General features: G+C 59.7%; 13 protein-coding genes. 9 read left to right on the top strand and 4 right to left on the bottom strand.

All coding sequences use genetic code 11. The features are described 5' to 3' along the window. The first annotated feature begins 209 nt into the window (after window positions 1-209). From minC to FRZ40_RS07600, 4 genes are all read left to right on the top strand, one after another. The gene (gene minC / locus FRZ40_RS07615; RefSeq protein WP_028369662.1) at window positions 210-1,052 is read left to right on the top strand and encodes a septum site-determining protein MinC; all 843 of its coding nucleotides are present in this window, start codon (window positions 210-212) and stop codon (window positions 1,050-1,052) included. A gap of 89 nt (window positions 1,053-1,141) precedes the next feature. Beyond that, window positions 1,142-1,957 carry a septum site-determining protein MinD gene (minD, locus tag FRZ40_RS07610; protein WP_028369663.1) on the top strand — a complete coding sequence of 272 codons (816 nt, stop codon included), beginning with the start codon at window positions 1,142-1,144 and terminating at the stop codon, window positions 1,955-1,957. Between the two features lie 15 nt (window positions 1,958-1,972). Continuing rightward, window positions 1,973-2,227 (top strand): cell division topological specificity factor MinE, encoded by a 255-nt coding sequence (minE, locus tag FRZ40_RS07605; RefSeq protein WP_007583338.1) that lies wholly within the window; start codon window positions 1,973-1,975, stop codon window positions 2,225-2,227. Between the two features lie 245 nt (window positions 2,228-2,472). Next, a complete protein-coding gene (locus FRZ40_RS07600; protein ID WP_147233783.1) occupies window positions 2,473-2,784 on the top strand; it encodes a YXWGXW repeat-containing protein in 312 nt (103 codons plus the stop codon). A gap of 296 nt (window positions 2,785-3,080) precedes the next feature. Here the strand turns inward: FRZ40_RS07600 and FRZ40_RS07595 are convergent, their stop codons facing one another. After that, entirely contained in the window at window positions 3,081-4,487 is a 1,407-nt protein-coding gene (locus FRZ40_RS07595; protein WP_051446557.1) for a chloride channel protein, read from the bottom strand. A gap of 294 nt (window positions 4,488-4,781) precedes the next feature. On the opposite strand from FRZ40_RS07595, the gene waaC reads away from it, so the two are divergent. Further along, window positions 4,782-5,786, top strand: a complete 1,005-nt coding sequence (gene waaC / locus FRZ40_RS07590; protein WP_147233782.1) for a lipopolysaccharide heptosyltransferase I — start codon at window positions 4,782-4,784, stop codon at window positions 5,784-5,786. A gap of 757 nt (window positions 5,787-6,543) precedes the next feature. Here waaC and FRZ40_RS07585 read toward each other — a convergent pair. From FRZ40_RS07585 to FRZ40_RS07575, 3 genes are all read right to left on the bottom strand, one after another. Then, entirely contained in the window at window positions 6,544-6,723 is a 180-nt protein-coding gene (locus FRZ40_RS07585; protein WP_028369668.1) for a hypothetical protein, read from the bottom strand. A 224-nt stretch (window positions 6,724-6,947) separates the two neighbouring features. Continuing rightward, entirely contained in the window at window positions 6,948-8,255 is a 1,308-nt protein-coding gene (locus FRZ40_RS07580) for an MFS transporter (RefSeq protein WP_147233781.1), read from the bottom strand. A 502-nt stretch (window positions 8,256-8,757) separates the two neighbouring features. Continuing rightward, window positions 8,758-9,261, bottom strand: a complete 504-nt coding sequence (locus FRZ40_RS07575; protein ID WP_028369670.1) for an energy transducer TonB — start codon at window positions 9,259-9,261, stop codon at window positions 8,758-8,760. A gap of 419 nt (window positions 9,262-9,680) precedes the next feature. Between FRZ40_RS07575 and FRZ40_RS07570 the strand changes: the two genes are divergently transcribed. From FRZ40_RS07570 to FRZ40_RS07555, 4 genes are all read left to right on the top strand, one after another. Further along, the gene (locus FRZ40_RS07570; RefSeq protein ID WP_028369671.1) at window positions 9,681-9,908 is read left to right on the top strand and encodes a hypothetical protein; all 228 of its coding nucleotides are present in this window, start codon (window positions 9,681-9,683) and stop codon (window positions 9,906-9,908) included. 770 nt (window positions 9,909-10,678) lie between these two features. Next, complete coding sequence (locus FRZ40_RS07565; protein ID WP_240057111.1) at window positions 10,679-11,674, top strand: fatty acid desaturase; 996 nt, start codon at window positions 10,679-10,681, stop codon at window positions 11,672-11,674. A 25-nt stretch (window positions 11,675-11,699) separates the two neighbouring features. Continuing rightward, window positions 11,700-12,398 carry a 2OG-Fe dioxygenase family protein gene (locus FRZ40_RS07560; protein WP_147233780.1) on the top strand — a complete coding sequence of 233 codons (699 nt, stop codon included), beginning with the start codon at window positions 11,700-11,702 and terminating at the stop codon, window positions 12,396-12,398. Between the two features lie 42 nt (window positions 12,399-12,440). After that, window positions 12,441-13,361 carry a DMT family transporter gene (locus FRZ40_RS07555; RefSeq protein ID WP_051446559.1) on the top strand — a complete coding sequence of 307 codons (921 nt, stop codon included), beginning with the start codon at window positions 12,441-12,443 and terminating at the stop codon, window positions 13,359-13,361. The last annotated feature ends 37 nt before the right edge of the window (window positions 13,362-13,398 follow it).

Below are 13,398 nucleotides of genomic sequence, written 5' to 3'. Positions count from 1 at the left end.
TTTTCGCCACGCTTCGAGCCTTCAACGGACGCCCTCCGCGCGCGTCCGAATCGCGCACGTTCCCACTTTTTGTCGATCCGTCCGCCCCCGGACTCAGCACGCGCGCGGCATTTTCCTGTCGCGTGAAGGCTGCGTGAAGACTTATTGGCAAAAAAGCTCACCGTTCGCCTGGACGCCTGTAAAATACGCAAAATTTTTTGCCGAACGCTATGTCGCCCAGGAAATCGCCATTCTTTGAACTGCGCAGTGGCGCGGTCGACACGCTGCTGTTTGTCGTCAAGACGACCAACCTCGCTGAAATGCGTGCCGAACTGACCCGGCGCTTCGAGGCGACGCCCGAATTCTTCGCGAACGATACCGTCGCGATCGACGTGCGCCGTCTTGCAGAAAACGAACGTGTGCCGCTCGCGGACATCGCGGCGCTGCTCGGCAGCGTGCGCATGCGTCCCATCGGCGTCGTCGCCGACAGCGCGCAGCACGAATGGGCGAACGAAGCCGGACTGCCGCTGCTCGACGCGCGCGACCCGCGCGGCAGCAAGAACAATGGCGACGAAGCGGGCGAAGACACGTCCGGCAAACCGGGCGCGGCAGCACCACAGGCCGCGCCGCAGCCCGATACAGCAGCGCAAGGCCAGTTGCAGATGCAGTTGCCGATTCCCGCTCAGGATGAAGGCGCGTCCCAGACGGCCACGGAACCCGTGCGCATCGGCACCTCGTCGCAGACGACGGTGGTCGACAAGCCGCTGCGTTCGGGCCAGCGCATCTACGCGAAGGGCGATCTCGTGGTGCTCGGCATGGTGAGCAACGGCGCCGAAGTGATCGCGGAAGGCAACATCCATATTTATGCGCCGTTGCGCGGCCGCGCGCTCGCGGGCGTGCACGGAAATCACGACGCTCGCATTTTCTGCACATGTCTCGAACCGGAACTGATCTCGATCGCGGGCATTTACCGGACGACCGAGAATCCGCTGCCCGCCGACGTACTCGGCAAGCCAGTGCAGATCTGGCTCGACGAAGAAAAACTGATGATCGAACCGCTGCGGCTCACCTGATGCGTGCGCCGCACATGCAGTTTGCGTGTCGCGCGATGGAACTCCCGCCGGACTCAATAGACGAATTGACGAACACAAGGTAAAGGGTAATGGCAAAAATCATTGTGGTGACTTCGGGCAAGGGTGGCGTAGGCAAGACGACCACGAGCGCGAGCTTCGCGTCCGCTCTCGCGTTGCGCGGCTCGAAAACGGCGGTGATCGACTTCGACGTCGGTCTGCGCAATCTCGATCTCATCATGGGCTGCGAGCGTCGCGTGGTGTACGACCTGATCAACGTGATCCAGGGCGAAGCCAATCTGAATCAGGCGCTCATCAAGGACAAGAAGTGCGAGAACCTGTTCATCCTGCCCGCCTCGCAGACGCGCGATAAAGACGCGCTGACGATGGAAGGCGTCGAAAAGGTCATTAACGACCTGATCGCGATGGACTTCGAGTACATCGTCTGCGATTCGCCGGCAGGCATCGAGTCGGGCGCGCTGCTTGCCATGCATTTCGCCGACGAAGCGCTGATCGTGACGAACCCGGAAGTGTCGTCGGTGCGCGACTCGGACCGCATTCTCGGCATCCTGTCGTCGAAGACGAAGCGCGCGATCGAAGGCAAGGACCCGATCAAGGAACACCTGCTGATCACACGCTACAACCCCAAGCGCGTGAGCGAAGGCGAGATGCTGTCGCTGACCGACATCCAGGAAATCCTGCGCATCGACCTGATCGGCGTGATTCCGGAATCGGAAGCCGTGCTGCACGCGTCGAACCAGGGCTTGCCCGCCGTGCACCTCGACGGCACCGATGTCGCCGAAGCATACAAGGACGTGGTGTCGCGCTTCCTCGGCGAGCAGAAGTCGCTGCGCTTTACCGATTACCAGAAGCCGGGCCTGTTGCAGCGCCTCTTCGGCACCAAGTAAAGGGAGGCGTACCTGATGTCGATTCTTTCGTTTTTGCTGGGCGAGAAAAAGAAGTCCGCGTCGATAGCGAAGGAACGCCTGCAGCTGATCATCGCGCATGAGCGCGTCGGCGGCAAAGCGCCCGCCGATTATCTGCCCGCGTTGCAACGTGAACTCGTCGCCGTGATTTCGAAGTACGTGAAAATCTCGGACGACGATATCCGCGTGAATCTCGAACGTCACGACGACCTCGAAGTGCTCGAGGTCAAGATCGAGATCCCGCAGGCCTGAGCGGTATTTAGTTTCTCGCTGATCGTGTCTTCTATCGCGTGATGCGCGTCACCGTCATCGGGTGACGTGCATCGCCGTGTCTGCGTGTCGTTCGCACACGCGTCTTCCCGCCGCTCGCGGGACATCCCCGAAATAATCCGTTGCACTTCAGGGCAGACCGTAACACGCCCGCTGTCAGCTTTTTCGCCACCTCGCGCATTGAACCGGCAACGCCGTCATTCGGTGCCGACACAAGAGGTGAAAACATGAACAAGTCGATTCGTCTGCTCGCAGTTTCCGCGGTGCTTGCGATGTCCGGTCTGTCTGCCGCCGCTTCGGCGTCGGCTGCCGAGGTGATCGTCGTGGCGCCGGGCGCGCCGCCCGTCGAGCGCTTCGAGGCCGTGCCCGCGCCGCGCACGGGCTACGTATGGGATAAGGGGCACTGGCGCTGGGACCACGGCCGCTATGCGTGGGTGCCGGGTCACTGGCAGGCCGAGCGCGTCGGTTATCACTGGGTGCCGGGCCACTGGGTCGCGCACGGTTCGAACTGGCGCTGGGTTCAGGGCCATTGGGCCTGATGCCTGACTGAGTTTCGAACAGGCGGCGATCACACGTGTTGAAGACCCGGCGTCGCCTGTTCTCCGAACGCGCCCAAGAGCGCGCTAATCGCAACCCTCAAGGGAGTCATCACATGAAAAAAAGAACCTTGCTCGCGATCGTGCTGCTAGCGGTCACGTTGACCGGTTGCGTCGTCGTGCCCGCCCGTCCGGTGTACTACCATCCCGTCGGCGTTGTCGTGTACTGACGATTGTGGGAGGTCGGACGCGTTCTGCGGAGCGCGTCCGATTTTTTCGCGGTCGATGAACGCGTGAAATCACTCCTTTGCTTCGCCGCGCGTCGCGAGCGGATCGTCGCGAGGGCTTTCTGCTTCGTTATCTCCGGAAGAATCTTCTGCAGCCGAAACCGTTGCTTCGCGCGTGGATGCGGCAGCATCCAGATATCGCCTCGACAGCGCCTCGTACAACGGCGGCGCAAACACGCTCGAAATGCGGCTCGAGACCAGCGCGGTCGCCATCAGCGAAATCACCAGCGCGTGTCCGTTGATCATCTCCATTACGATCACGAACGACGTGATCGGCGACTGCGTGACGGCGGCCAGATAGCCGACCATCGCAAGGGCGATCAGCATCGGCAGCTGCATGTCGCTGAAGATCATGTGCAGTACGTTGCCGAACCCGGCGCCGATCGATAGCGAAGGCGCGAAGATGCCGCCGGGAATGCCGGGCAGATAGGAACCGATCATCGACGCCATCTTGAGCAGCGGGTAGAACACCGACAGATGTTCGGTGCCGTAGAGCAGTCCGCGCGCTTCCGAATAGCCGCTGCCGAAAGTCGTGCCGCCCGACACCAGACCGATCGCCGCAATGGCGAGACCGCACAGCGCGGCGAATGCGACGGGTCGCTCGCTATTGAGGCGGCGCAGCCGTTCGGGAATCCAGCGCTCGGTGTTGAGCAGCAGCCAGCCGAAGATGCCGCCCGCAATCCCCGTGACGATTCCCGTGATGACGACCGCGACAGCCAGCAGTCTCGGGAAATCCGCGCCGATGTCGATCGTTCCGAAATACGTGTAGTTGCCGTTCAGGCCGAGCGCGATGATGCCGGCGATGATGATGGCTGTGATCAGTACGCCGCTCGTGCGCGCCTCGAAGCTGCGCGTGAGCTCTTCGATCGCGAACACGATGCCTGCAAGCGGCGTGTTGAACGCCGCCGACAGACCGGCCGCCGCGCCCGCCAGCACCAGTTGCCGTTCGATCAGCGCGTTCGAGCGCGGGTACAGACGGCGCAGGTTGAACATCAGCGCTGCGCCGACCTGCACGGTCGGTCCTTCGCGCCCGATCGTGAAGCCGCCCAGAATCGCCAGAAACGACACAAGGATCTTGCCGAGCAGGATGGGAAAGGTCAGCAGCCGTGCACCCGCTGCGCTCGTGTTCGAATGCAGCGTCGCGATGACCTGCGGAATGCCGCTGCCTTCGGCGCCGCGAAAGAAGCGCCGCGTAAGCCAGGCGGAGAGCGCGGCGACGGTGGGCGTCAGCAGCAGCGTGAGCCATCGGTGCTGCTTCTGCAGATCAAGAAAGGCGTTGTAGCCGAAATCGATCAGCCGCGCATAAAAGACGGCCGTGAGGCCGACAGCGATCGCGCCCAGCCAGAAGACGCCGTACTGGCGCCACAGACGCCGCATGCGCCGGCCGATGCTCGAGGACAGCAGAGGTGTCCGTGACATGTGGAGTCGGGCCTGGAAAATGGGCCGGCAGGCAGGCTGGACAGCACGTCTGGACGCGGGCCCGGAAGCAGTCTGAAAGCGTTCCGGAAAATGGGTCCATTATAGTCGGCGGCTCGGGCGCAAGCGGCCCGAAAGCCCGCTGTCATCGGCGGGGCAAGCGTCTGTCAATGGCAGTAACGTCTGGTAACGATAGAACGGCTCCGGCAAGATTTGCCGCTGCCCATTTCGCGGGCAATTACCAGGCTGGTCGGCTAAAATTGCAGATTGCTACCGAGCAGCCAAAACGGGCAATCAATGAAGCGAATTCTTATCGTCAAAGTCACCTCGATGGGCGACGTAATACAGGCGCAGCCGATCGTCTCTGATCTGAAGCGCGCGTTCCCCGGCGTCGCGGTCGACTGGGCGGTGGACGAGTCATTTGCCGAGATCGCGCGCTGGAATCCCGGCATCGACCGCGTGCTGTGCGCGCCCTTGCGCCGCTTCAAGAAAGCGCGCCGCTGGGCCGATTTCAAGGCGATCGCGGAGTCCATCGGCGAACTGCGCGCACACCCGTATGACGTCGTCGTCGACATCCACGGCGTCTACAAGAGCGCGATCATCGCGTTCCTTTCGCGTTCGCGGCGCCGCCTCGGCTATCGCAACAAGGATCTCGGCGAGCGCGGTGCTGCGTTCGCGTACACCGGGCGGTTCGTGCCGCCGCGCGACCGCAATGCCTGGAACGGCATGCGGGAAACCGTCAGCACGGCGCTAGGCTATCCGCTCGACACGCCGCCGGACTACAACCTGCAGATTCCCGCGCCCGCGAAACCGATCGTCGACACGGGAGGGCGGCCACTCGCGATGCTGTTTCATGCCGCCTCCAAGGACGACAAGAAGTGGCCGGCGGAACACTGGATCGCCGTCGCACGGGAGCTGGTGCGGCGCGGCTTTCATGTGGTCGTGCCGTGGGGCTCGGCTGCCGAGCGCAGCGAGGGGCTGGCGATCGTCAACGAAGTAGAAGGCGCAGAGCTGCTGCCGCAACTGAGCGTGACAGGGATTGCCCAGGTGATCGCGGCGTCGGACTTCGTGATCGGCGTCGATACGGGGTTCGTCCATCTGGCGCACGCGCTCGGCAAGCGAACCGTGATGATCTTTATCGCCACGTCGCGCGAAACGTTTGGGAATAACGTGCCGTTCCGCTCGGTTTCGATTGGGGACGGGAATTCCGTGCCGCCTATTGCCGAGGCGCTGGCCGCAATCGACCATGTGCACGCCGACCCGCTGGCGCTCGGAGGCAAGGGCGAGTCGGTGGCAGCCTGAGGCCGACGGGACGGGCTTGAGGCGTAGAAAAAAGAAAAGAGGCGCACGCGCAATTCGCCCAATTTCGGACGCCGTCGCGAGACGCCTCTGAAAAGCCCGCGCCTAAAGCGCGCGGACCGAGAGGAAACCTGCAGAACAAACCGTTACAACATCCGTAGAGACCGCACGGGTGCGGACAAGTTCAACCAGTTTTTTCTTTTTTATACGGTTTGTGCGCTGGCTCTTCGCGTGATTCCGGCGGCCACGCTCTTCTTGCCATATGCGGACGGCGCGCGTTCGCTCATTACAGGCCTGTTAAAACTGTCGCTTTTCTTTCGGCGTTCTATAACGGGCCCGGAGCGTTTCGACCGTGCCCCCGCGCCGTCGCGACCCCGATTCGTCGATGCCTTGCCCGCCGAGGCTTTGCGGGCGGGCCTGATGCGTAATGAATGACTCGCTGGCGCTTCGCTTGCCGGTCTGTTCGACGCGTCATCGTACCGTTTAGCCTTTCCCAGCCTGTAACACACGCAGTGGACGCTTACAAATTGCAACGCTCACCCTTGGCGGGTTCGTGTCCAATCGAGGTCATTCGGGGTTCGCTCGAATAAAACGACACTGACTCTAAGGGAGAACGACGTGAAACGCTTGATGTTGGCTTTGGTGACGGGCGCGCTGCTGGCTGCATCGCTGAGTGGCTGTATCGTGGTGCCGGAAGGCGGCGGCTACCACCATCACGGCTACTACTACCGCTGATCGGGTGAATGATGCTGATGGCTGCTCAGGCCATCAGCAATTCGAACGCGACGACGGCGGCGATGGCGGCCAGGTTCGCGGCAACGGCTTCGACGACGATGCCTTTCCAGCTTGCCGGCTTGAAGCGGAACGCGAGCAGCAGCGAGCCGAACAGCGCCAGCGCGATGATGACGACGATGTCCGCGTTATCCAGTTGAAAGTTCATCGATGCCTCCCCATGCAGCATGGCTATCGAATTGCCTGCTTCCTGTTCGAGTATAGGCATGGCGGAAAGCGCGGCAACCCGGGGAGTTTCCCTGTCCTCGTTCGTGCAGGTAGTCGAACGGTGTGCGACAGGCTTCATATTGGTTGGCGATAACCCCGCAAAGCAAAACGGCCCCGGCGCGGAGCATCGCGCCGGGGCCGTTTGCGTTGGACCGTCAGCAGGGCTTACATCAGCCGTGCGTCGCGCGTCTCGCGCATGCACAGCACGCCGATCAGACTCAACACGGCGGCCGCCGACACATACAGCCCGACCCAGGACAGCCCGCCTTGCGCCGCGAGCATCTGCGCGATGTACGGCGCAACCGACGCGCCGAGGATGCCGCCCAGGTTATACGCGACACCCGCGCCCGTGTAGCGCACGTTGGTCGGGAACAGTTCGGGCAGCAGCGCGCCCATCGGTGCAAACGTGACGCCCATCAGAAACAGTTCGATGATGAGGAACAGTTGGACGAGGGGCATCGAGCCGCTGCCGAGCAACGGCGCCATCGTGAAGCCCGACAGGATCGCCGCGATGCAGCCGACGATGAGCACCGGCTTGCGGCCGAAGCGGTCGCTGGCCCATGCGGACAGCGGCGTGGCGAGCGCCATGAAGACGACGGCGACGCATAGCATGCCGAGGAAGCTCTGCCGCGAGATGTGCAGCGCCGACACGCCGTACGACAGCGAGAACACCGTCGAAATATAGAACAGCGTATAGCAGACGACCATTGCGAACGCGCCGAGCAGCACGGGTCCGAGGTGACGGCCGAGCAGCGTAGCGACAGGCACGCGCACGCGTTCCTGACGTTCGATCGCGGCCTGGAACGCCGGCGTTTCCGCGATTTTCAGGCGCACGTAGAGGCCGAGCGCGACTAGCACCGCGCTCACGATGAACGGCACGCGCCAGCCCCAGCTGCGGAACTGCTCGTCCGACAGCGACAGCGCGAGGCCGAAGAAGAGGCCGTTGGAGGCGAGGAAGCCGATCGATGGCCCGAGCTGCGGGAACATGCCGAACCAGCCGCGCTTGCCGGCGGGCGCGTTCTCGGTGGCGAGCAGGGCGGCGCCGCCCCATTCGCCGCCGAGGCCGATGCCCTGGCCGAAGCGCAACACGCACAGCAGGATCGGCGCGAGGCTGCCAATCGAATCGTAGCCGGGCACGAAGCCGATCAGCGTCGTCGACAGGCCCATGACCAGCAGCGACGCGACCAGCGTCGACTTGCGGCCAATGCGGTCGCCAAAGTGGCCGAACAGGAATGAGCCGATCGGCCGGGCGATGAACGCGATGCCGAACGTGACGAACGCCGACAGCGCCTGGGCCGTCGCCGAGCCGTGCGGGAAGAACACGGGGCCGATGACGAGCGCGGCGGCCGTCGCGTAGACGTAGAAGTCGTAGAACTCGATCGCGGTGCCGATGAAGCTCGCGAAAATCACGCGCGAGGCGCTACTCTGGCGGCCCGCGCCGGGCTGCGCGCTGGAAAGGGGCGAGGTGGACATGCAGGGTCTCCAAATGTCGTGACGCAGCCGCGGGGCGGGCGGTGCGCCTTTGTGTGTCTGGGTGTAGGCGAAGCGGGAGCGCGCAATCGCGTTGAACAGCGGTGTGACGGCGATGCGGGCGGACTCGCGACGCGAGACGTTGCATGTGCAACGAATCGACAGCTTGCGGTGCGCTGGCGGGTGACGCGCGTGATCTGGCCTTCGACGAGGACGACTCGGCGCGCAAGCGAAGCGCGAAGCAAACCGGGCGGACGCGCGCGCGGGTGGCGCGGCAACGTGACGGTCGGGCTGCGCGACGCGAGCGGGTGAGCGTACGGCGCGCAGCAAGGGCCGGAGATTCCGGTGGATGTTTAAAAAATTATAGCGAGGGCAGCGGGCGGGCGGCAAGGCGATACGCTTTGCCGCTGCTCGCGGGCTCGTTCGAACGGCATGGCGTTCGCGCCGCTGCACGTCGAAGGCAGCGGATCGCGTTCATGCGAAGCAACGCACGCTTCGCGCAAATTCAATCGATCGTTTGTGCTTGCGGCGAAGCGAACGTGCGCAACTGGAATTTGCCGTTGTCGTTGAAGAGCCAGTCTTCGAACAGCTCGACCTGGCCTTTTCCGTTCAGCAGTTTCGACGGTGGCAGCGGCAGCGGCACGGAGCGCCGCAGCGTGGAGAGCGCGGTACTTTCCGCTTCGTCGTCGCCGTTCGTGCGGTACACGTTCGAGGCGACGATCTGACCATTGCTATCCACGACGAACGACACGACGACGAGCGAGCGCAGCATCGCCTGCGGCGTGCCACGCAGCACATATGACGGATTGCGTTCGAGGATATGTTGCGCGACGGCCGAACGGTACTGATCGAGCGTCTGGCTGTTGATGGCAGCGATCGGCGGCGCGACGGCCTTTGTCTGCGGAGGCGTGACGGTGAAGCTGCAAGCCGTGCCGAGAAGGGTGAAGGCGAGTGCCGCGGCTCGCTTGAAGGTCGGGTGGATGCGGCTGGAAAGCGAGAGGCTGGACATCGTAATAACTCGCACGCGAGATGTATCTTCATCGTAGCCGATGCATGTCGCGATTCAATGAGCGTTGGTACGGATGTGAGGGGTGGCGCGCACAGGGGGGATGTCTACCCGCAATGCATGAGACGCCAGTTGCGAGTCCGTGCGGAGCCGTTCGAGAGTGTTCCGATGAAGTTCGGGGCGGGCCACGCGAACCGCCCGCAGCGCCTGGCGATGTGAGAATTCGACAATCGGGAATTCGACGCCTTTCAGACAGATTCGGTAGTGTTGCGTAAGATGCCGCGCAAACAAATATTGCGCTTGCATTTTACAAACCCCGATGGCCTATTCGATCCACTTTCTCCGATTCATTGCTGCGGCGACGGTGTTGTTCAGTCATTCCGCTAACGTTTTGAACGTTCCGAAGTCAATCGCCGTAGGTGATGCTGACAACCTACGCCGATCCGGTCTTTGACTCTTTGCCGGTTTCGGCCATTGATACTGCGCTGGTCATGAGGGTGCTTGAGCCCAAAGGGCGACATCAAAAGCCGGAGTTATCGGCGATTTTTACCCATCCGATGATCTTGTTAGTTCCGAGACGCATTGCGGGCCATGAACATACCCGCCAGCCCCGCTTTTCGGACCGTTGGCGGCTCCGAGCGATCAAGTGAAGGGTTCGGATAATCATGGATTGTCTGCCGCGCAACGGGCTGAATTCCCTTGATTGCAAGCAATGTAATGAATATCGCAGTGCACAATTCATAAGTTTCCGCCGTTTGGGCGATGCGTTTAACGATTTTGCTTATTTTTTAAGAAAAATCGCATTCTACTCGATAATTTTAATTCCGAATCTACTCATAAATTAATCAGACATCCAAAGTGTCAAGTGAATAATCGGCTTACCGCGAACCGGCACAGAAGATCCTGCCGCAACCGGCTCGGTGCAGCAATATCGCGGCACTCTTCTCACATTTCTGTAGGCATTTCCTTGCTATCAACTCTAATAGGTAGACGCTCGGACATTGATTTGGCACGATTTTGTAGCGATATGTAGTGCCGGACATTGAGCCGTTCCTTTGGTCAAGACTTTTCTTCGACCTTTGTGTTTGCGGTCTACCCCGATTCGCGGGCTCGGGCCTTCTATTTCCAGGCAATACCTACTTGCGGCGTGGCCCGCACGAGCGTCGCTCTGCGCGACGCGTAACGTCAAGGGGTTCCAGGCTGGCTAGTTCACCAATATATCGGCGGGTGGTTACGCTCATTAGTTAGAGTAACTAAAGGTGATGAAATGACATCGCGAGAGCAACTGGAACGATCTGCAGCAATTCGGGAATCTTATACGCGCCTTCCTTTTCAGGGTTTCTGGACTTGGCTGACCGGTAAAGAGCTACGAAATAGGTCTGCGAGGGTGATAAGCCCTGCCGAGGCCACCACATGGGCGATGTTGCTCTATCTGGGCGGCATTACGGCATCCATGTGTGTCTTGAAGTATGACGTCGGCGTAGAGTGGCTTCTTATCTCGATTGTTCTGACTGTGTCGGGGGCGCGCTACTTAGTTGCCACGATTATTCATCATGGTGTGCACCACGCCATTTTCCGCTCCGAGCGTTCAAACCGACTTCTTTGCGAGTTTCTGTCTGCAATTACCGTTGTGCAGCCTTTCGATTCGTACAGGCAGTTTCACGTCTACGAACATCACGGACGTGATTTTTCGACGATGAGCGATCAGGACCTCGCCGCTATATATACGTTAGGGTTAAGGCCCGGTGTTCCGGTCGAACGCATGAGATGGATTTTACTGTGGCAGTGCGTCAATCCACTGTTCCATGTGCGATACTTCGGGGTGCGTATCAAAAGTAATTTCGTCAACGTCCCACTGTACAGAGTGGCGATGATATCCGTATGGATGGTCTTGCTCGCCAGCGTCGCGTACATTGTAGGACCCTTTGTATTCTTGGTATCGATTGGAATACCTCTAACGGTGATCTATCAAGTTTGCTCGTTGCTTCATCTGGTTACAGAGCACGCGTGGGTATTGCGACGGGATGACGAGAGAGTGCGTGAATCGCATGTGAAGAACAGTCACGGACGGTTTTGTGGGCGAATGCTACCGCCTGTTGGAGTGTCCGGGATACAGTGGTTCCGCGCATGGGTTTCATGGTGGGCAGAACATCTACTTATTCATCTTCCCGCTCGGCTCCTGATTGTCCAAGGATCACTTGTCGTCCATGACTGGCATCACAGATCGGGTGCGGATCGCAGCTGGCCAAATGCGATTCAAAAGCGTGAAACAGACCTGCAGAGAGAATTCGATCAAGGTACCTACACGTATACAGATATCTGGGGAATTCACAATGTAATTGAGGAGGTAATGAGAAGGATCAGTGATGCCCCGATCGCTGCACCCATTCAAGGCCTCAAATATAGGTTGAACTGAGAGAACTCAACGGCAAGAGATAAAAATGAAAAGAGAAGTTGTCAAAATTGTAAATGGGTTTAAATTCTTGCCCGGACGTGCGTATCTTGAAGGTTTGGACGACAGAGAATATCAATCCTTCAAGGCGTTTTACGATGCACAGGTAAAGCCTGATCCTTACGCCGCGGTAAGAGATCGGGCAATGATAAAGATCGTGTACGAAAGAATCTCGGGCAAGATACGCCTAAACCCAAACCAGTCTTACTTCCAATCGTACGGCGCCAACGATACTGATGGCGGACGTGTACGGGTTTTCCCACCAGTTGACAAGGCGATCCTCGGAAATCGTGTTTTCAATCACGTATTTCAGTGCGATACGGCTTACATTAACGAATACTGCGATCGAGTCGGAAAGCATGATGTCAACATCAGCGTGCACTTTATTCGATACAAGGCGGATAAGGGAGGTGCATCGTTCAGCTCTCCGGTATGGCTACACCTCGACGACGAACCTCTGGTCTTCATTCATCTGGTTCAGCTTACGGACAACGCGATCGGGGCCGACAGCGTGATTTCGGAGATGGATAGCAAACCCACCAACGTGCTGCGACTTTCGGCACCGTTCGATACGCTAATCGTCGATAGAGCGAAGAAGCATGCGGTGACTCCTTTGGGCTCAAACGAGGGCACGGCATATCGTGACGTGATGCTGATCAACCTCGAAGCAGAGGTCCAGCAACAATGAGTCCAGAATCTACACGGTACGACGACAGACGGCGGAGCGATTATGTCTGACGAGCGTGTTGGCCAGCTTTATATGCTGCTTGCGATGACGATATCGGGCACGATCGGGTTCTTCGTGTTGTCGTCGGGGCAAAGTCCATTCAATGTAGTGCTGTTCCGCTGCGCGATTGGCTCTGTTGGTCTCGCTGCGTATTGTTTGTGTCGAGGGTACTTCTCATCGTTCCGTCTCAGCGGAAAGGAGTTCGTCAATCTGTTCTTCGGGGCATTGACCCTCATCGCCAACTGGTGTTTTCTTTTCACGGCGTATCGGCTGACCTCAGTTGGCATTACGACGGTCGTCTATAACGTACAGCCCTTTCTCTTGGTGATCGCCGGATTTCTCGTGCGCAGCGAGCGACCGTCACGCACTGCGGTTTTTTGGCTGGTCCTCTCGTTCTCTGGGCTAGTGGTCTTGGCGCAGCCAGGTGCCCAGCACAACGATGGGTCATATCTTCCTGGAATACTTTCCGCGTTGGCGGCCGCGACGTTATACGCAGCTACTACGCTATTGACACGATCTTTATCTCAATCCCTACGGCCGGAGCTGATCGCGGTCGGACACATGGTAATTGGGACAGCGGTTTTCATTCCGCTAGCTAACTTCCACGAACTCCCCGCTTCACACTCGCAGATTGGAGCAATCGTCGCTTTAGGGATGATCCACACAACATTTATGTACATATTGCTGTATGGGGCCTTTAAAAAAGCCGCGACAAGTAGCATTGCGGTGCTCAGCTTTATCTACCCACTTGTCGCCGTGACGGTGGATTTCTTTGCGTATGGTCGGATGCTGAGCTTTACGCAACTTGGTGGGGGGCTGTTGATCGTGACGTCTGCCGTAGCATATTCCGCGGGCCTCAATCCGCTTGCGGCTTTAGCGCGTATCGCCAGCCGTGCTGAGAAAGGGAGTCCTCGCAGTTCTTGACCAGGAGAGTGGTCGGTGAAAAGCAGCTTCGATTCGC

This window comes from Paraburkholderia azotifigens (assembly GCF_007995085.1).
Classification (GTDB): domain Bacteria; phylum Pseudomonadota; class Gammaproteobacteria; order Burkholderiales; family Burkholderiaceae; genus Paraburkholderia; species Paraburkholderia azotifigens.
This window is presented reverse-complemented; position numbering and strand designations above follow the sequence as displayed.